Raw genomic sequence first — 19360 nt, forward strand, 5'->3', positions numbered from 1 at the left:
CATCAAGTGTTGCGGGCGATCTGCGCGAATCCCGGATAGGCCGGGCTTTGCGTCGGGTATGACCATTTAGTGCGCGCTCGGTAAATTGCACCAATTCAGTGCATGATCAATCTGTCTTAAGGCTTTGGGGAGCTTAAAACGGGGACGCATCGCGCCAAAATCGATAAAAGCCCCGATCACAATTCAAAATAATTTGTGCGCGAGACCCCCGAAAGTTGACCGGTCATTCGATGTGGCACTTAATTTAATCAGAGGTTCGTCGGGCACGGGCATAAAAAAAGCGCGCCCACGGGCGCGCTTTCCTTTCAGTGTAGCTAACGGATTGTCAGGCTGGCAGACCGAGCCCGCGTGGCAGCGGAAACGCGATGTTTTCCTCAATGCCCTCGAGCGCGCGCACGTTGCGCACACCCAGTTCGCGCAAACGCGCGATCACCGCCTGCGCCAGCACCTCCGGCGCCGACGCACCGGCGGTCACGCCAATGCGGCGCTTGCCCTCGACCCAAACCGGATCGATCTGATCGGGCGAATCGACCATATAGGCTGGCACGCCGAGCTTCTCGGCGAGCTCGCGCAAGCGGTTCGAATTCGAGCTGTTCGGACTGCCGACGACGATCACGACGTCGCACTGCGGCGCCATGAACTTCACTGCGTCCTGGCGATTCTGCGTGGCGTAACAGATGTCCTGCTTCTTCGGCTCACGGATGGACGGGTACTTGGCCTTCAGCGCGCCGATGATTTCGGCGGCGTCGTCGACCGACAGCGTGGTTTGCGTGACGAAGGCGATCCGCTCCGGATCGGCGAGCTGCAATGCCTGCACATCCTCGATGTCCTCGACCAGATGCATGCCCTCGGCCGCCTGGCCCATCGTGCCTTCGACTTCCGGGTGGCCCTTGTGGCCGATCATCACGATGTCGAAACCGTCCTGGCGCATCTTCGCGACTTCGATATGCACCTTGGTCACGAGCGGACAAGTGGCGTCGTACACCCGCAGCCCGCGCGACTCCGCCTCCGAGCGCACGGCCTTCGACACGCCATGCGCGCTGAAGATCACCGTGTTGCCCGCCGGCACTTCGTCCAGGTTCTCGATGAAGATCGCTCCCTTCTTGCGCAGGTCTTCGACCACATAGGCGTTATGGACGATTTCGTGACGCACGTAGATCGGCGAGCCATACAGCTTGATGGCCCGCTCGACGATCTCGATCGCCCGGTCGACGCCGGCGCAGAACCCGCGTGGCTGGGCCAGCAGGATCTCCGCTTCGGCAAGAGTCGTATCCGTGATGCTCATGTTTACAGAATCCCGATGATTTTCACTTCAAACGCCAGCGCCTGGCCGGCAAGCGGGTGATTGAAATCGAATAGGGCCGACGTTTCGCCAACTTCCTTCAGTACGCCGGCATAGCGCCCGCCGCCCGGCGCGTTGAATTCGACCAGGTCACCCGGGGAAAAATCCTCGCCGATCATGCTGTTCTCCCGCAGCGTGGCGAGGGACACGCGCTGGATCAGATCCGGATTGCGCGGGCCGAACGCCTGGCCCGGCGCTAGCTGAAAGGTCGAATGGCGGCCCACCTTCAAACCCAGCAAAATATCTTCCAGCGGCGGCGCCAGTTGACCGGCGCCGAGCAGCAGCGTGGCCGGCTTGTCGTTGAACGTGTTGATCACTTCGGCGCCATCGGCAAGGGAAAGCCGGTAATGCAGCGTGACGTGTGAACCGGGTTTCACCTCGGAAATATCGATGATGCTCATGCAATGCTCGCTCAGTCGAAGCGCTGCACGCGTGCGCCGCGGGGCAGTCGACGCGTGTGGCAAACCGTCGGCGTGCCGTGCGCAAAGTGTCTATTGTAAGCCACCTAGCGGGCGCCGGCTTGAGTCCGTCGCGCGCGAGGGCGGCACGGCCCGGCGGCGCATTGCGCCGCGTGCGCCGTCAACCTTACGCGGAGGACTCTATATATATGGCTGATTTCGCCAGCACAATCGACGAAACACCTGCGGCAACGCTGCGACCGAAGGCGCTGGCACGCGCCGGAGGCGGCGTGAAAGCCGCCGCAAATCGGTCGGCCGAGGCCCCGTCAAAAGCCGCCGACTCCACCGCCCGCTGCCGGCGGCAACTATTTCGGGGTAAATGGCTCCGGCGCGACATGCCGCGCGAGCGACTGATCGAGCAGGGCCCCGACGTGCTGTCGGACACCGAAATGATCGCGCTCGTGCTCGGCTCCGGCCTGCCCGGTCACGACGTGTTCAGCGTCGCGCGGGCGCTGCTGGATCGCTTCGGCTCCCTGCGCGCGATGCTCGACGCGACCTATGCGGACTTCGACGGCATTCGCGGCATCGGCCCCGCGAAAAAAGCGCAATTACTCGCGATCATGGAAATGGCGCGTCGCTCGCTGGTCGACAAGATGCGCAAGCGCCCGCTAATGAATTCGCCCGAAGCGGTCGAAAGTTATCTGCGCCTTCTGATCGGCGGACAGCCGCAGGAGGTGTTCGTGTCGCTGTTTCTCGACGCCCGGCATCGGCTGATCCGCTGCGAGGAAAGCGCGCGCGGCTCGCTCACGCGCATGGCCGTGTATCCGCGCGAGATCGTGCGGCGGGCGCTCGCCGCGAACGCGGCCAGCCTGATCGTCGCGCATAATCATCCGTCCGGCGCCGTCGAGCCGAGTGCCAGCGACTGCCGCCTCACGCAGACCCTGCGCGACGCGCTCGCGCTCGTCGATGTGCAGTTGATCGATCATCTGGTGATCGGCGCGGACACCGTATATTCGTTCGCCCGCGCCGGCTGGCCGGGGCTCGCGCGCAAGCCCGCTCGAGCGCGGGAAGCGGAATGGCCGCCGTACGGCGCAGCGTCCCGCATCGCAAATAAGGTTTGATTTTGCGGCTTTTTTTCTGCTAGAATTCCGGTTTGCCTATTTCCAACCCCCTGTTCCGAAGCCATCAAGGCGTTCCGCAAAGGTCAGGCAGCTGTGGTAGCGAAGTGTCTCGATGCAAATTCGGCGCAACTTCGCACACTTTCAGCGCGGCTCTTTTCGGGAAACTTTCACGGCGTTCGAACTCAGAATTAGCGTATTAGGAGTGCTCTCATGGCACGCGTATGCCAAGTAACTGGGAAAGCGCCGATGAGCGGCAACAACGTTTCCCACGCGAACAACAAGACCAAGCGCCGGTTCCTGCCGAACCTGCAAAACCGCCGTATCTGGGTGGAAAGCGAAAACCGTTGGGTGCGTCTGCGCGTTTCGAACGCCGGCCTGCGCCTGATCGACAAGAACGGTATCGACGCTGTGCTCGCAGATTTGCGCGCACGCGGTGAAGCCTAAGGAGTAAATCATGGCGAAAGGCGCACGCGACAAGATCAAGCTGGAATCGACCGCAGGCACGGGTCACTTCTACACGACCACGAAGAACAAACGCAACATGCCGGAAAAGATGCTGATCAAGAAATTTGATCCGGTCATCCGCAAGCACGTTGACTACAAGGAAACCAAGATCAAGTAATCTTGGCTCTCCAGCCTGACGAAGGCAAAAACATGAAAAGCCTCGCATTCGTGCGAGGCTTTTTTGTTTTTGCGCGGACCTCGCGATAGCTCCGCAAGGCGCGTGCGAATCGCCCTATTCCGTTTGGCCAGCTTTCGCCAGGGCGATGCGGCGCGTATCCTTTGTCGTTTTCGCGGCGTGCGGTTCGCGCGCCGTCATCGCAAAACGAAAGACGGAGATGTGGGCAATGGAATTCGATGTGGCGATTGTCGGTAGCGGTCTGGCTGGTTTGAGCGTCGCGCTCAATCTCGCGCAGACACGGCGCGTTGCTGTGATCGCCAAGCGATCGCTGACCGAAGGCGCTAGCGACTGGGCGCAAGGCGGCATCGCCGCGGTGCTCGATTCGGCGGACAGCGTCGAGAATCACGTGCGCGATACGCTGACCGCAGGCGGCGGCCTGTGCGACGAGGCGGCGACACGCTTTATCGTCGAGCATGGGCGCGCCGCGATCGAATGGCTGATCGGACAGGGCGTGCCGTTCACGAAAGACGAGGCCGCCGAACTGGGCTTTCATTTGACGCGCGAAGGCGGCCATAGCCATCGCCGGATCATTCACGCGGCCGACGCGACCGGCCATGCGGTCGTCGCCACGCTCAGCGAGCAGGTGCGCCAGCATCCGAACATCACGCTGTTCGAAGACCATCACGCAATCGACCTGATCACGTCCGAACGCCTCGGCCTGCCCGGCCGCCGCTGCCATGGTCTGTATGCGCTCGATCTGCAAAGCGGCCGCACCGTTACGATCGAAGCGCCGCATACGGTGCTCGCGACCGGCGGCGCCGGCAAGGTCTACCTGTACACGACCAACCCCGACACCGCGACCGGCGACGGCATCGCGATGGCATGGCGCGCCGGCTGCCGCGTGTCGAACATGGAATTCATCCAGTTCCACCCGACGTGCCTGTTTCACCCGTACGCGAAGTCGTTCCTGATTTCGGAAGCAGTGCGCGGCGAAGGCGGCATTCTGAAACTGCCGGATGGCACGCGCTTCATGCCCAATCACGACGAGCGCGCGGAGCTTGCGCCGCGCGACATCGTCGCGCGGGCGATCGACTTCGAGATCAAGAAACGCGGCATCGATTGCGTGTACCTCGACATCAGCCACCAGCCGGCCGCGTTCCTGCACGAGCATTTCCCGACGATCCTGGCGCGCTGCCTCGAGTTCGGCATCGACATCACGAAGGAGCCGATTCCAGTGGTACCGGCCGCGCATTACACGTGCGGCGGCGTCGTCACCGATCTGGCGGGCCGCACCGATCTCGCGGGTCTCTACGCGGTCGGCGAAACGTCCTGCACCGGCCTGCACGGCGCGAACCGACTTGCCAGCAATTCGCTGCTCGAATGCCTCGTGATCGGCCGCTCCGCCGCCAAGGCGATCGAAGCGGAAGGCTTCGCTGCCGCCGTTCACGCGCCGCTGCCGGCCTGGGACGAAAGCCGCGTGTCCGATCCGGACGAGGAGGTCGTGGTCGCGCACAACTGGGACGAACTGCGCCGGCTGATGTGGAACTACGTCGGTATCGTGCGCACCGACAAGCGGCTCGAGCGCGCGAAGCATCGGCTCGCGTTGCTGCGCGACGAGATCCACGAGTACTACGCGAACTTCAAGGTGAGCCGCGATCTGCTGGAACTGCGCAATCTGGTCGATGTGGCGTCGCTGATCGTGGACAGCGCGCGCTCGCGGCGCGAAAGCCGCGGCCTGCATTTCAGCCGCGACTGGCCGTCCACATTACCCAAGGCGCTACCGACGGTGCTCACGCCGAAGTATGTACGCAGGCCGAATACCTGACAGCCTTGGGCCGAAATACACGCTGAAACGACGCCACAAACGACAAGGCCATTGCCGGTAAGCTCCGGCAATGGCCTTGTTAAGTCGTCACGAGCGTCGACTGTCGCGCTAAAACGCGCGGCGCTCAAACGATCCGCATCGAGTAGTCGGTCGCGCGCACGTCTTTGGTCAGTGCGCCAATCGACACGCGGTCCACGCCAGTCTCCGCGATCGTGCGCACGGTCTCGAAATTCACGCCGCCGGACACTTCGAGCACCGCGCGCCCGGCCGTGATGCGAACCGCGTCGCGCATCATGTCGAACGAGAAGTTGTCGAGCAGGATCGACTGCGCGCCATGCGCGAGCGCAGTTTCCAGTTGTTCGAGCGTTTCGACTTCGATCTGGATCGGCACGCCCGCATTCAACGCGAGCGCCGCGTCCATCGCCGCGCCCACGCCGCCGGCCGCGGCGATATGGTTTTCCTTGATCAGAATGCCGTCGTACAGCGCGAGCCGCTGGTTCGCACCGCCGCCGATGCGCACCGCGTACTTCTGCGCGAGCCGCAAGCCCGGGAGCGTCTTGCGCGTATCGAGAACGCGCGCGTGCGTGTGAGCAATCGCGTCGACATAGCGGCGCGTCGCGCTCGCCACGCCCGACAGCAGTTGCAGGAAATTCATCGCGTTGCGCTCGGCGGTCAGCAGCGCGCGCACCGGCCCGCGAAGATCGCAGACCGTCGTGTCGGCGCTCATGCGGTCGCCCTCGCGATAACGCCATTGAACTACGATGCGAGGATCGACCGCGCGCATCACCGCGTCGAACCACGGCACGCCGCACAGTACCGCTTCCTCGCGCACGATGATGCGCGCATCGCGAACGTCATCGGCAGGCACGAGGCGGCCGGTCTGATCGCCGGTGCCGATATCTTCGGCGAGTGCATCGGCGACATTGCGTGCGAGCGCCGCGTCGAACGCCACGCCATATTGCGCGTGAATCGCCGCGAAAAGCGGCGACACTGCGTCGGCCCCTTCGCGCGCCACTACCTGCTCAGGCGCCTTCTCCACCACCTTCATTACGCTGCCCCCACATTCGAATACAGTTGCGCGTCGCGCGCGAGATCGCCGCTCGCCTGCACGCGCTTCTTGTGACGCGCCGCGAAATCGAGCATGCGATCGATAGGCAGACGCGCACGCTCGCCGATCCCACGCTCGACGAAGATTTCGTTGTGGCCGCGTTCGAGCACATCGGCCAGATTGGCGAGTCCGTTCATCGCCATCCACGGGCAATGCGCGCAGCTCTTGCAGGTCGCGCTGTTGCCGGCCGTCGGCGCGGCAATCAGCGTTTTGCCGGGCGCGGCGAGTTGCATCTTGTGCAGGATGCCGAGGTCGGTCGCGACGATGAGGTGCGTCGCATCGAGCTTCTGCGCGGCGTCGATCAACTGCGTGGTCGAGCCGACCACGTCCGCCTGTGCGACCACGTTGGCCGGCGACTCCGGATGCACGAGCACCTTCGCGTGCGGATAATCGGCGCGCAGCAGATCGAGTTCGATGCCCTTGAATTCGTCGTGCACGAGGCACGAGCCCTGCCACATCAGCATGTCCGCGCCGGTCTTGCCCTGGATGTAGCTGCCGAGATGACGGTCCGGCGCCCAGATGATCTTCTCGCCGCGCGCATGCAGATCGGCGACGATCTCCAACCCGATCGACGACGTCACCATCCAGTCCGCGCGCGCCTTCACGGCCGCGCTCGTGTTCGCGTACACGACCACCGTGCGGTCCGGGTGTGCGTCGCAGAACGCCGAGAACTCGTCGACCGGACAACCGAGGTCGAGCGAACAGGTCGCATCCAGATCCGGCATCAGAATGCGCTTGTCTGGACTGAGGATTTTTGCGGTCTCGCCCATAAAGCGCACGCCCGCGACCACCAGCGTCTGCGCCTCGTGATCGCGGCCGAAGCGCGCCATTTCCAGCGAATCGGCCACGCAACCGCCGGTTTCGTCGGCGAGCTCCTGCAATTCGGCGTCGACATAATAATGCGCGACCAGCACCGCTTTCTCGCGCTTGAGTAATTCGCGAATGCGCGCCTTCAGCGCCCGCTTTTCTTCCGCCGACGGCGTCTCGGGCACCTTCGCCCACGCCTGCCCGATCCCGCAGGTCGTGCCCTGCGCCTGAGGCCGATCGAATTCGACGGTCCTGATCGCCTGCTGCTCCATCATGTCCTCTGCCCTCACCTGGCCGCCGCGGCTTGCCGATCGCGCTACACGCGCAATGCATTTCCACGGCCCAAAAACGCAAAACCCCGCCAACGCGGGGTTTTGTGACGTACTGAAATTTTAATGGATTTCAGGCATAGCGACGCAGTCGCATCGCGAAGTCTTGCAGCGCCTTGATACCGCTCTGCTCTGCGCGATGGCACCAGTCCTGCAATTGCACCAGCAATTGCTCGCGCGACGCGTTGGAGCGCTCCCACATTGCCGCCAGTTCGTTGCGCATGTCGATGTAGGTCTTCAGCTTCTGGCTGTTCGCGAAAATCTGCGGCAGCTGGAGCTTCTGCGGCTCGTTCAGGCCCGCCTCTTCCTTGTGGAACCAGCTGCGCGCACCACGCATCACCTGATACTTTTCGCGCGCGCCGACTTCCTTCAGATGCGCGAGCTCCTGGCGGTATGCGCGCTTGATCGCTTTCGCGTAACGCGCCATCACTTCGTAGCGGTTCGCGAGCACGGCCTGCAGCGTGTCCTGATCGAGCACGAGCTTGCCGGTGGTCAGGCGCGGCGTCGGTGCGACCTTCTTCACTTTGGCCAGACGAAACGCCTGCATGATGCGGATGTACATCCAGCCAATGTCGAACTCGTACCACTTGTTCGACAGCTTCGCCGACGTCGCATACGTGTGGTGATTGTTATGCAGCTCTTCGCCACCGATGATGATGCCCCACGGGAAAATGTTGGTGCTCGCATCCGACGAATTGAAGTTGCGATAGCCCCAGAAGTGCGCGAGGCCGTTGACCACGCCCGCGGCCCAGAAAGGGATCCATACCATCTGCACGGCCCAGATGGTCAGGCCGACGACGCCGAACAGAGCGACGTTGATCACCATCATGAGGCTCACGCCAAGAATCGGGTACTTCGTGTAGACGTTGCGCTCCATCCAGTCGTTCGGCGTACCGTGACTGAACTTGCGCATCGTTTCTTCGTTTTTCGCTTCGGTGCGATAGAGCTCGGCGCCTTCGAGCAGCACCTTCCAGATGCCGCGCGTCTGCGGGCTGTGCGGATCCTCTTCAGTCTCGCATTTCGCGTGGTGCTTGCGGTGAATTGCGGCCCACTGGCCGGTCAGCATGCCGGTGGTCATCCACAGCCAGAAACGGAAAAAATGACTGGCGATCGGGTGCAGATCCAGCGCGCGATGCGCCTGGCAGCGATGCAGATAGACGGTCACGCCGATAATCGTGATGTGCGTCGCGATCAGCGTGTACACGACGAGTTGCCACCACGATAAATGCAGCAGCCCGTGGGCAAGGAAATCGAGCAAAGAATTCAACAAGGTAAGTTACCTGCAGAACGAGAGATACGAAGCACACGCGGCACGCGTGTCATGAAAGTGAAAGCATACAGCGGGATAGGACGATATTCTACTTGAAGGGTTCCAAGTGTTTGTAACAAATAGGGATTTTTTGTGCGCAATCAAGTCGATAGCGACTGACTGGGCACTGGCGCATGCCTTGCCGCGGCGCGAAATGGGGCTTAACGGCCGTCGTTGGCGGCACGGTTGGCGGGCCTGAGCGCGGGATCGGACGTCGTGTCGGAAACCGGATCGGTCATCGCCACCGGGTGCGGCATTGCGCCGCTTGCCTGACCGACGATGCGCACCTCGCGTTGCGGGAACGCAATAGTGACGCCGTGCTCGGAAAAGAGACGCCAGATATTGCAGTTGACGGTTGAGAGCACGCCACGCGTGCCGCTCGCCGCATCTTCGATCCAGAAACCCAACTCGAGATTGATGCCGTCCCGGCCCCGCCAGCACGAAGGCCGCTCGGCCGACGCGCGCGACCACGACCTTCAGATTCGCGTCGAGCGTCTTCGAGCGCATCAAGCGATCTTCGACCGACGAGCCGAGCCACATCGCGACGATCAACGTGACGGCGACCGACAACAGCCCCGTGATCAGCGACAGCAACGTCATATGCGCATTACCGACGCCAAAGCTCACGCTGTCCATCCACGCGATCACGGCGTTCTGAATGCCCAACAGCGTGAGTACCATGCCGATCCAAACGACTACCGACACGATCTTCTCGACGAGAAACAGCCACGGATGCTCGCCACCTTCGCGGTTGAACACCCGCCGCGCGAAGAAGAACACGATGCAGATCAGCCGATGCCGGCGAGCGGCACCAGCGCCAGATCGAGCAGCGCGGTGTCCATGAACTGGCCGGCGATCGCCCGCGCGAGCCACACCAGTGCCGCGCCGGCATCGATGTCGCCGGAATGGCCGGCGCGCGCGGATTCATCCGCCAATCCGCGCGCCGGCCTGCAGCCGGTTGCCTAGCTCTGGCGCTCGAGCACGGCGGCGAAAAAGCCGTCGGTCGCGTGGCGGTGCGGCCACAGCGACAGGTAGTCGCCCATCTCCAGCTCGATACGCTGCTCGGCAAGGACGTCGCGCGCCGGCACCAGCGCGAAATCAGGGTGATCGGCGAGGAACTGCTGCACGACCGCCTCGTTTTCGGCTTCGAGAATCGAGCACGTAGCATAGACGAGCCGGCCGCCCTTCTTCACGAGACGCGCCGCGCTCGTGAGAATCGACGCCTGCTTCGGCGCCAGCTCGGCGATCGACTCCGGCGACTGGCGCCACTTCAGATCCGGGTTGCGGCGCAGCGTGCCGAGGCCGCTGCACGGTGCATCGACGAGCACGCGGTCGATCTTGCCAGCCAGACGCTTGATCTTCGCGTCGTGTTCGCTGTCGATCAGCACCGGGTTCACGTTCGACAGGCCGCTGCGCGCGAGACGCGGCTTCAGCTTCGCGAGACGCCGCTCGGAGATATCGAACGCGTAGAGCCGGCCGGTCGAACGCATTGCCGCGCCGAGCGCCAGCGTCTTGCCGCCCGCGCCCGCACAGAAATCGACGATCATCTCGCCGCGCCGAGGTGCGACCAGCGAGCACAGCAGCTGGCTGCCCTCGTCCTGCACTTCGAGCCAGCCCTGCTGGAACGCGTCGAGCTTGGTGAGCGCCGGCTTGCCGACCACGCGCACCCCGAGCGGCGCGAATGGCGTCGCGCCCGCCTCGATGCCCGCCTTCGACAGCGCACCCAGCACGTCGTCGCGGCTCGCCTTGATCGGGTTCGCGCGCAGATCGAGCGGCGCCGGGTAGTTCAGCGCGGCGGCCAGCTGCGCGAGCTCGGCGGCCTCGAAGCGCGAGCTGAGCGCCTGGCTGATCCAGTCGGGCAGGTTCAGGCGAATCCGCAGCGGCAGGCTTTCCGGGTCGATCTTCGCCACGTGTTCGAGCCACGTCGCCTCGGCCTCGGTGACGAACGGCTTGAGCGCCGAGCGTCCGGCCGTCTGCATCAGGCCCAGCAGCGCCATGCGGCGCGCGGGGCTGCCAGTGCCGCTTTCGGCCAGATGCGCGAACTCCATCCGGCGGCGCAGCACGGCGAACACCGCCTCGGCGATCACGCCACGCTCGGCGTGCCCGAGCTTCGGATGCGCGCGGAAGAAGCGGCTCGTGGTGGCGTCGGCGGGGCCGTTCAGCCGCAGCACTTCGGCCAGCAGCGTTTCAGTTTGTCCAATCAGGAAACCATGCAATCTCATGCGCCCTCTCCGGCGGTGTGACCGGCAAAGAGCCATTGCGGCTCCGACGGCGTAAGCGTGACGCGCGAGCCGTCCAGAGCGAGACGCCCTTCGACGAACCAGCGCACCGCGCGTGGATAAATGATGTGCTCGGTGGCGAGCACGCGTGCGGCGAGCGTCTGTGCGGTATCGCCCGCCTCGACAGGCACCGCCGACTGCAAGACGATCGGCCCGTGATCCAGCTTTGATGTGACAAAATGCACCGACGCGCCGTGGAACCGCACGCCGGCGTCGAGCGCCTGCTGATGGGTCTTCAGACCCGGAAAGCTCGGCAGCAATGACGGGTGCACGTTCAGCATGCGCGCTGCGTAGTGATCGACGAAGCGCTCGGTCAGCACGCGCATGAAGCCCGCGAGCACGACGAGGTCCGGCGCGATGGCGTCGATCTGCTCGGCGAGTGCCGCGTCGAAGCTGTCGCGATCCGGAAACTGGCGGTGGTCGACCACCGCCGTGGCGATGCCATGCGACGCCGCGAACGCGAGCCCCGCGGCATCGGGACGGTTAGCAATCACGGCGGCGACCCGCGCCGGCCAGCCCTCGCTCGCGCAGGCGCGCACGATGGCTTCCATGTTGCTACCCCGCCCGGAAATCAGGATGACGAGTTTTTTCATGCGCGGATTTTATCATTCGGCAATCGCCGGACCGCGACCGCGCAGCCGTCTGTTGCGCCAAGCGTTTATAATCGATTGTTTTGTGGCACCCCGCCCGCGCCCCTATTGCAATCGCAGCAACGCCTGCAACCCACTATCGTGAGAGTCTTCCGCGGCCTTCCCAATGCCGAGAGCCGCGCGCCGTGCGCGCTGACCATCGGCAACTTCGACGGTGTCCACCGCGGCCACCAGGCTCTGCTCGCCCACGTGCGCGCGGCCGCGAACGCGCGTGGCCTGCCCGTCTGCGTGATGACCTTCGAGCCGCACCCGCGCGAGTTCTTCAACCCGGCCGGCGCGCCGCCGCGCATCGCAATGCTGCGCGACAAGCTCGAGGCGCTGCGCACCAACGGGGTCGACCGGGTCGTCGTCGAGCACTTCAATCACACGTTCGCGAGCCAGTCGCCAGATGCGTTCGTCGAGCGGATCATCGTCAACGGCTTGCACGCGCGCTGGATCATGATCGGCGACGACTTCCGCTACGGCGCGAAGCGCGCCGGCGATTTCGCGTCGCTGCGCACGGCCGGCAAGCAGTACGGTTTCGAAGTCGAACAGATGGCGACGGTCGCCGATCCGACGGGCGCGCGCATCTCGAGCTCGGGCGTGCGCGCGGCGCTGGTCGCGGGCGACCTCGACTCGGCGCGCGCAGCGCTCGGCCGCGACTATCTGATCAGCGGCCACGTCACCCATGGCATGAAGCTCGGCCGCGATCTCGGCTTTCCGACGCTCAATCTGCCGATCGCGCACAAGCGTCCGGCACTGGCCGGCATCTTCGTCGTACAGGTGCACGGCATCGCCGAGCAACCGCTGCCGGGCGTCGCGAGCCTCGGCCTGCGCCCCACCGTCGACGATTCCGGCCGTGTGCTGCTCGAAGTGCACCTGCTCGATTGGCACGGCGACGCGTATGGCAAACTCGTGCGCGTCGAATTTCTGAAGAAGCTGCGCGACGAGGAGAAGTTCGTCGATCTCGAAACGCTGACCGCCGCGATCGCGCGCGACGTCGCCAATGCGCGCGCATGGTTCGCCGCGGTCGGCGCCGGCACGCCGGGCAGCCGTACCACCGGTTTCGCCACCTCGGCCACCGACCGAATTAGATAACCACCGCGGTTCGGGCCGGCGCGCCGCGCCGCACGAACCGTCGCCGCGCGCATCGAAGGGCGTCCGTGCTTCACGCGGAGCCGCCTGCCGGGCGCGTCCCACGCTCCTCGCGCAGCGCGCAATCCGCGCGCCGCTACGCATAGAAACGAATTCACCGCCACCCACATCATGAGCAACAAGAAAGCTGATTCGAAACCGCAGTCCCGCTACCCGGTCAACCTGCTCGACACACCGTTCCCGATGCGCGGCGACCTGCCCAAGCGCGAGCCGCAATGGGTCAAGGACTGGCAGGAACGCAAGGTGTACGAGAAGATCCGCGCCGCCTCCAGGGGCCGCACGAAGTTCATCCTGCACGACGGCCCGCCGTATGCGAACGGCGACATCCACCTCGGTCACGCGGTGAACAAAATCCTGAAGGACATGATCGTCAAGGCGCGCAATCTGGCGGGCTTCGACGCGGTCTACGTGCCGGGCTGGGACTGTCACGGCATGCCGATCGAAATCCAGATCGAAAAGCAGTTCGGCAAGTCGCTGCCGGCCGCCGAAGTGATGCAGAAGGCGCGCGCCTACGCGACCGAGCAGATCGAGAAGCAGAAGGCCGGCTTCCGCCGTCTGGGCGTGCTCGGCGACTGGGACAATCCGTACAAGACGATGAACTTCGCGAATGAAGCCGGCGAAATCCGCGCGCTCGCGAAAATCATGGAAAAAGGCTACGTATTCCGCGGCCTGAAGCCGGTCAACTGGTGTTTCGACTGCGGCTCGGCGCTCGCCGAAGCCGAAGTCGAGTACAAGGACAAGACCGATCCGACCATCGACGTGCTGTTCAGCTTCGCCGAACCAGAGAAGACCGCGCAGGCGTTCGGCCTCGCCGCGCTGCCGCGCAACGAAGGCGGCATCGTGATCTGGACCACTACGCCGTGGACCATCCCCGCCAACCAGGCGCTGAACCTGCATCCGGAACTCGTCTACGCGCTCGTCGACACGCCGCGCGGCCTGCTGATCCTCGCTGAGGAACGCGTCGAGGCGTGCCTGAAGCTGTACGGCCTCGAAGGCACGGTCGTCGCGACGACGCCGGGCGAAAAGCTCGTGAACCTGCGCTTCAACCACCCGCTCGCGTCCGCGCATCCGGGCTACAAGCGCACCGCGCCGGTCTACCTCGGCGACTACGTCACGACCGAAACCGGCACCGGCATCGTGCACTCGTCGCCGGCGTACGGCGTGGAAGACTTCGTGTCATGCAAGGCGCACGGCATGGCCGACTCGGACATCATCAACCCGGTGATGGGCGACGGCCGCTACATCGAATCGCTCGCGCTGTTCGGCGGCCTGTCGATCTGGGCTGCCAATCCGCAGATCGTCGAGGCGCTGCAAGGCGCCGGCTCGCTGCTGCGCACCGAGAAGTACACGCACAGCTACATGCACTGCTGGCGCCACAAGACGCCGATCATCTACCGCGCCACTTCGCAGTGGTTCGCCGGCATGGACGTGAAGCCGAACGACGGCGACAGGACGCTGCGCGAGACCGCACTCGAAGGCATCGAGAACACGGCGTTCTATCCGTCGTGGGGCAAGCAGCGCCTCTTCAGCATGATCGCGAACCGCCCGGACTGGACGCTGTCGCGGCAGCGCCAGTGGGGCGTGCCGATGGCGTTCTTCGTGCACAAGGAAACCGGCGAGCTGCACCCGCGCACGCTGGAGTTGCTCGAACAGGTCGCGCAGCGCATCGAGAAGGAAGGCATCGAGGCATGGCAGACGGTCGATCCGCGAGAGCTGATCGGCGAGGACGCCAACCTGTACGAAAAGAACCGCGACACGCTCGACGTGTGGTTCGATTCGGGCACCACGCACTGGCACGTGCTGCGCGGCTCGCACAAGGACGAGCTGCAGTTTCCGGCCGACCTGTACCTCGAAGGCTCGGACCAGCATCGCGGCTGGTTCCATTCGTCGCTGTTGACCGCGTCGATGCTCGACGGCCGCCCGCCCTACAACGCGCTGCTCACGCACGGCTTCACCGTCGACGGCGAAGGCCGCAAGATGAGCAAGTCGCTCGGCAACGGCATCGATCCGCATGAAGTCGCAAACCGCCTCGGCGCGGAAATCATCCGCCTGTGGATCGCGTCGACCGACTACTCGGGCGAGCTCGCGATCTCCGAGGAAATCCTGAAGCGCGTGACGGAAGGCTATCGCCGCATCCGCAATACGCTGCGCTTCCTGCTCGCGAACCTGTCGGACTTCGACTTCGCGCAGCACGCGCGTCCGGTCGAAGACTGGCTCGAAATCGACCGTTACGCGGTGACGCTGTCGGCGAATCTGCAGAACGACATCCTCGCGCACTACGAGAAGTACGAGTTCCACCCTGTCGTCGCCAAGTTGCAGACGTTCTGCTCGGAAGACCTGGGCGGCTTCTACCTCGACGTGCTGAAGGACCGCCTCTACACGAGCGCGGCGGATTCGGTCGCCCGCCGCTCGGCGCAGACCGCGCTCTACCACATCGCGCACGGCCTCCTGCGCGTGATGGCGCCGTTCCTGTCGTTCACCGCGGAAGAAGCGTGGAAGGTGTTCCAGCCCAATAGCGAGACGATCTTCACCGAGACGTACCACGCGTACCCGGCCGTGCCGGACGCGGGCGCGCTGCTCGACAAGTGGACGCTGCTGCGCGCGGTGCGCGGCGACGTGACCAAGGCGCTCGAAGAGGCGCGGGTCGCGAACCTGATCGGCTCGTCGCTGCAGGCGGAAGTCGAAATCCGCGCGAGCGGCGCGCGTTACGACGCACTCGCGAGCCTCGGCGACGACCTGAAGTTCGTGCTGATCACGTCGGCGGCGAACGTCGTCAAGGTCGACAGCGAAGCCGACGAAGGCGTCGAAGTGATCGCGTCGAAGTACCTGAAGTGCGAGCGCTGCTGGCACTATCGCGCGGACGTCGGCGCGAACGCCGGGCATCCGTCGCTGTGCGGCCGCTGCTTCAGCAACCTGTTCGGCAGTGGCGAATCGAGGAGCGCGGCATAATGGCGAGAACCATGTCGAAAACGCGCACCGGAAGCAGTTCGCTCGCACCCTGGCTCGGCATCGCGCTGATCGTCATCCTGTTCGACCAGCTGACGAAAATCGCCGTGCGCAAGGTGTTCGCCTACGGTGTGCCGCACGAGGTCACGCCGTTCTTCAACCTGATTCTCGTGTTCAACCGCGGCGCCGCGTTCAGCTTCCTCGCGATGGCGGGCGGCTGGCAGCGCTGGGCGTTCACCGCGCTCGGCGTGGTCGCGGCGCTCGTGATCTGCTATCTGCTCAAGCGCCATAGCGGGCAGAAAATGTTCTGCACGGCGCTCGCGCTGATTCTCGGCGGCGCGCTCGGCAATGTGATCGACCGGCTCGCGTACGGCCACGTGATCGACTTCCTCGATTTCCACGTGGGCGGCTGGCACTGGCCGGCGTTCAATCTCGCCGACAGCGCGATCACGATCGGCGCGATCCTGCTCGTGATCGACGAGCTGCGGCGGGTACGCGGCACACGCTAACGTCGCCGACGTGAGGCACGGTCGCGGCTGCGCGAGCCGTGCCTCAGGTCCGGTTTGAAGCGCGCGGCGACGACGGGCAACGCCCTCGCGCCGCCGCGCGATCACGCTTTGTCGGAGGCTTTCGTTGGCAACCGCAGAACTCGCAGGCAAACACCTCGTCCTCGGCATGACGGGCGGCATCGCCTGCTACAAGATCGCCGAACTCACGCGTCTGCTGACCAAGGCAGGCGCGACCGTGCAGGTCGTCATGACCGAAGCGGCCACCCAGTTCATCACCCCCGTCACGATGCAGGCGCTGTCGGGGCGGCCGGTCTTCACGAGCCAGTGGGACGGTCGCGTGCCGAACAACATGGCGCACATCGATCTATCGCGCGAAGCCGATGTGATCGTGATCGCGCCGGCGTCGACCGACTTCCTCGCCAAGCTCGCGCACGGCATGGCCGACGATCTGCTTTCGACACTGTGCATCGCACGCGACTGCCCGCTGCTCGTCGTGCCGGCGATGAACCGGCAGATGTGGCAGAACCCGGCCACGCAACGCAACGTCGCGCAACTGCGCGCGGACGGCGTCGAGGTGCTCGGCCCGGATTCGGGCCCGCAGGCCTGCGGCGAAATCGGCGATGGGCGCATGCTCGAAGCGGCCGCGACCTACGAGGCGGTCGCGTCGTTCTTCGCGCCGAAAATCCTGTCCGGCCGGCGCGTGCTGCTGACCGCCGGGCCGACCTTCGAACCGCTCGACCCGGTGCGCGGCATCACCAATCGTTCGAGCGGCAAGATGGGCTTCGCGCTCGCGCGCGCCGCGCAGCAGGCCGGCGCCGACGTGCATCTGGTGGCCGGTCCGGTCGCGCTGGACACGCCGTGGGGCGTCTTGCGCGAGGACGTGCGGACCGCGCAGCAGATGCACGACGCGGTGATGCGCGCGGTCGCGGAGGCGGACATTTTCATCGGCGTCGCGGCGGTGGCCGACTGGCGCGTCGACCACGTCAGCGATCAGAAGATCAAGAAGACCGCCGAGCACGCGCTGCCGAGCTTTTCATTCGTCGAGAATCCAGACATCCTCGCCGCGGTCGCCGGGCGGCCGAAGCCGCCGTTCGCGGTCGGCTTCGCCGCCGAAAGCGACAACCTCGAAGTCCACGGCGAGGAAAAGCGCGCCCGCAAGAACGTGCCGCTGCTGATCGGCAATCTGGGGGCCGCAAACGTTCGGGCTCGACGACAACGAAGTGATTCTGTTCGAAGCAGGCCGCGCGACGAAGCTGCCACGCGCCGACAAGCAGACGCTGGCGCGCGCGCTGATCGCGGAAATCGCGAAGCGTCTGCCGCCCGGCATCAGTCCGGTTGGCTGAACGAGCGAGCGGCAGTGGGCCCGTGTGGCCCTGCCATCTTTGCCCGGTTAGCCGACCGGAATCACCTGGAGCACTACTGCCATGACGCTACTCTCCGTGCTCGATCAAACACCGGTGATCGCCGGCCATTCGGTGGCGGACGCGATCGCCGCGACCGTCGAACTCGCGCAACTCGCCGACGACCTCGGCTACACGCGCTACTGGTGCGCCGAGCACCACGGCCTGCGCGGCGTGTCGAATCCCTGCCCTGAAGTGATGCTGGCGCGCCTTGGCAGCGTGACCAAACGCATTCGCATCGGCTCGGGCGGCATCATGCTGCCGTACTACAGCCCGTTCAAGGTCGCCGAGCAGTTCATGATGCTCGAGGCGCTGTTTCCGAATCGCGTCGATCTCGGCGTCGGACGTGCGCCGGGCGGCGACATGCGCACCGCGCAGGCGGTCGCCGCCGGCGCTTACAATCGCGGCGAGCATTTTCCGCAGCAGGTCGCCGAGCTGCTCGGCCTCATGCACGGCGCGCTGCCCGACGATCATCTCGCGCAGGGCGTGCTGCTGCAGCCGCAGATCGATACGCGCCCGCAGCTGTGGATGCTCGGCTCGAGCGACTTCGGCGGTTTGCTCGCGGCGCAGCTCGGCATCCGCTTTTCGTTCGCGCATTTCATCAACGCGCATTTCGGCAAACAGGTCGCGCTGGCGTATCGCGAGCGCTTCCAGCCTGGCAAAGACGCGTCGCGGCCGTATCTGGCGGCCGCGGTCTTCGTGATCTGCGCGGATACCGAGCAGGAAGCCGCGGACCTCGAAAAAGCCGTCGATCTGCGTCGCGTGCAGATGGCGTATGGTCTGAACGAACCGATACCCTCGATCGACCAAGGCATCGCGCAGGAATATGGCGAGCGCGAACAGCTCGTGATCGACCGCGAAAAGCCGCGCAGCATCATCGGCACGCCTGAGCGCGTGACCGAACGGCTCACGGATTTACAGCAGCAGTTCCAGGCCGACGAGCTGATGGTGCTGACCGTCGCCGGCAGCTATCGTGCGCGCTTGCGCTCCTACGAACTGCTCGCCGACGCATTTCAGCTCGGCTCGAACCAGGCGGCTTGATCGCAAAGGCGTTGCCAGTCAGCCGCGTGCCCCTTCACCAATCTCACCCCCAACTATCGAACCTGAATGAAACTCGACCTGAAGATTCTCGATCAGCGCATGCGCGAACAGCTCCCCGCTTACGCGACGACCGGTAGCGCCGGCCTCGATCTGCGCGCCTGCCTCGACGAACCGCTGACGCTGAAACCCGGCGAAACCGCGCTGGTGCCGACCGGACTCGCGATCCACGTCGGCGACCCCGGTTATGCGGCGTTGATTCTGCCGCGCTCGGGTCTCGGCCATAAGCATGGGATCGTGCTCGGCAATCTGGTCGGCCTGATCGATTCCGATTACCAGGGCCAACTGATGATCTCGACGTGGAATCGCGGCGAGACGACATTCGTGCTGAATCCGATGGAACGCCTCGCTCAACTGGTGATCGTGCCCGTCGTGCAGGCCGGGTTCAATATCGTCGATGACTTCGAGGAAAGCGTGCGCGGCGCGGGCGGGTTTGGTAGCACCGGCAAGCATTGATCGATTGCTGCGACGCGGCGGCTGGCG

General features: G+C 64.7%; 16 protein-coding genes and 2 pseudogenes. 10 read left to right on the top strand and 8 right to left on the bottom strand.

The genetic code is table 11. From position 1 onward, the window contains the following. Nucleotides 1–325: 325 nt before the first annotated feature. Complete coding sequence (gene ispH, locus OKW37_RS19335; RefSeq protein WP_184006365.1) at nt 326–1285, bottom strand: 4-hydroxy-3-methylbut-2-enyl diphosphate reductase; 960 nt, start codon at nt 1283–1285, stop codon at nt 326–328. A gap of 2 nt (nt 1286–1287) precedes the next feature. Beyond that, nucleotides 1288–1743, bottom strand: a complete 456-nt coding sequence (locus OKW37_RS19340) for an FKBP-type peptidyl-prolyl cis-trans isomerase (RefSeq protein ID WP_090801560.1) — start codon at nt 1741–1743, stop codon at nt 1288–1290. Nucleotides 1744–1949: 206 nt separating this feature from the next. Here OKW37_RS19340 and radC point away from each other — a divergent pair, with 206 nt between their 5' ends. The 4 genes from radC (at nt 1950) to nadB (ending at nt 5308) form a co-directional block, all read left to right on the top strand. Then, nucleotides 1950–2861, top strand: coding sequence for a RadC family protein (radC, locus tag OKW37_RS19345; RefSeq protein WP_429408367.1), 912 nt, complete (start codon nt 1950–1952; stop codon nt 2859–2861). A gap of 210 nt (nt 2862–3071) precedes the next feature. Beyond that, on the top strand, nt 3072–3305 hold the full coding sequence (rpmB, locus tag OKW37_RS19350) for a 50S ribosomal protein L28 (RefSeq protein ID WP_007180631.1): 234 nt from the start codon (nt 3072–3074) through the stop codon (nt 3303–3305). A gap of 10 nt (nt 3306–3315) precedes the next feature. Continuing rightward, nucleotides 3316–3483 carry a 50S ribosomal protein L33 gene (rpmG, locus tag OKW37_RS19355; RefSeq protein ID WP_008919555.1) on the top strand — a complete coding sequence of 56 codons (168 nt, stop codon included), beginning with the start codon at nt 3316–3318 and terminating at the stop codon, nt 3481–3483. Nucleotides 3484–3709: 226 nt separating this feature from the next. Continuing rightward, entirely contained in the window at nt 3710–5308 is a 1599-nt protein-coding gene (gene nadB / locus OKW37_RS19360; RefSeq protein ID WP_184051594.1) for an L-aspartate oxidase, read from the top strand. 124 nt (nt 5309–5432) lie between these two features. Here nadB and nadC read toward each other — a convergent pair whose 3' ends face one another. The 6 genes and pseudogenes from nadC to purN all read right to left on the bottom strand — a co-directional run bounded on the left by nadC (nt 5433) and on the right by purN (nt 11733). Continuing rightward, entirely contained in the window at nt 5433–6356 is a 924-nt protein-coding gene (gene nadC / locus OKW37_RS19365) for a carboxylating nicotinate-nucleotide diphosphorylase (protein ID WP_429404666.1), read from the bottom strand. Then, on the bottom strand, nt 6356–7495 hold the full coding sequence (gene nadA, locus OKW37_RS19370) for a quinolinate synthase NadA (RefSeq protein WP_429408365.1): 1140 nt from the start codon (nt 7493–7495) through the stop codon (nt 6356–6358). The genes nadC and nadA overlap by 1 nt, the downstream gene beginning before the upstream one ends. A 130-nt stretch (nt 7496–7625) precedes the next feature. After that, nucleotides 7626–8822: a DesA family fatty acid desaturase gene (locus tag OKW37_RS19375; protein ID WP_184058173.1), complete on the bottom strand. Its 1197-nt coding sequence runs from the start codon at nt 8820–8822 to the stop codon at nt 7626–7628. Nucleotides 8823–9022: 200 nt separating this feature from the next. Beyond that, a pseudogene (locus OKW37_RS19380) lies at nt 9023–9748 on the bottom strand (hypothetical protein); the annotation flags it as partial. A 75-nt stretch (nt 9749–9823) separates the two neighbouring features. Beyond that, the gene (locus OKW37_RS19385; protein WP_184058175.1) at nt 9824–11083 is read right to left on the bottom strand and encodes an RsmB/NOP family class I SAM-dependent RNA methyltransferase; all 1260 of its coding nucleotides are present in this window, start codon (nt 11081–11083) and stop codon (nt 9824–9826) included. Then, nucleotides 11080–11733, bottom strand: a complete 654-nt coding sequence (gene purN, locus OKW37_RS19390) for a phosphoribosylglycinamide formyltransferase (protein ID WP_090801571.1) — start codon at nt 11731–11733, stop codon at nt 11080–11082. Before purN ends, OKW37_RS19385 begins: the two co-directional genes overlap by 4 nt. Nucleotides 11734–11871: 138 nt before the next feature. On the opposite strand from purN, the gene OKW37_RS19395 reads away from it, so the two are divergent. The 6 genes and pseudogenes from OKW37_RS19395 to dut all read left to right on the top strand — a co-directional run bounded on the left by OKW37_RS19395 (nt 11872) and on the right by dut (nt 19333). Next, the gene (locus OKW37_RS19395) at nt 11872–12867 is read left to right on the top strand and encodes a bifunctional riboflavin kinase/FAD synthetase (RefSeq protein ID WP_429404664.1); all 996 of its coding nucleotides are present in this window, start codon (nt 11872–11874) and stop codon (nt 12865–12867) included. Nucleotides 12868–13035: 168 nt separating this feature from the next. Beyond that, nucleotides 13036–15873 (top strand): isoleucine--tRNA ligase, encoded by a 2838-nt coding sequence (gene ileS / locus OKW37_RS19400; RefSeq protein WP_429404662.1) that lies wholly within the window; start codon nt 13036–13038, stop codon nt 15871–15873. Then, nucleotides 15873–16379 (top strand): signal peptidase II, encoded by a 507-nt coding sequence (gene lspA / locus OKW37_RS19405; protein WP_090801573.1) that lies wholly within the window; start codon nt 15873–15875, stop codon nt 16377–16379. Before ileS ends, lspA begins: the two co-directional genes overlap by 1 nt. 124 nt (nt 16380–16503) lie before the next feature. Next, nucleotides 16504–17722: pseudogene (gene coaBC / locus OKW37_RS19410) on the top strand (bifunctional phosphopantothenoylcysteine decarboxylase/phosphopantothenate--cysteine ligase CoaBC). An 81-nt stretch (nt 17723–17803) separates the two neighbouring features. After that, nucleotides 17804–18820 carry an LLM class flavin-dependent oxidoreductase gene (locus OKW37_RS19415; RefSeq protein WP_429356049.1) on the top strand — a complete coding sequence of 339 codons (1017 nt, stop codon included), beginning with the start codon at nt 17804–17806 and terminating at the stop codon, nt 18818–18820. 66 nt (nt 18821–18886) lie between these two features. Continuing rightward, nucleotides 18887–19333, top strand: a complete 447-nt coding sequence (gene dut / locus OKW37_RS19420) for a dUTP diphosphatase (protein WP_018421593.1) — start codon at nt 18887–18889, stop codon at nt 19331–19333. The last annotated feature ends 27 nt before the right edge of the window (nt 19334–19360 follow it).

The organism is Paraburkholderia sp. MM5482-R2 (genome assembly GCF_050436125.1).
Taxonomy (GTDB): domain Bacteria; phylum Pseudomonadota; class Gammaproteobacteria; order Burkholderiales; family Burkholderiaceae; genus Paraburkholderia; species Paraburkholderia tuberum.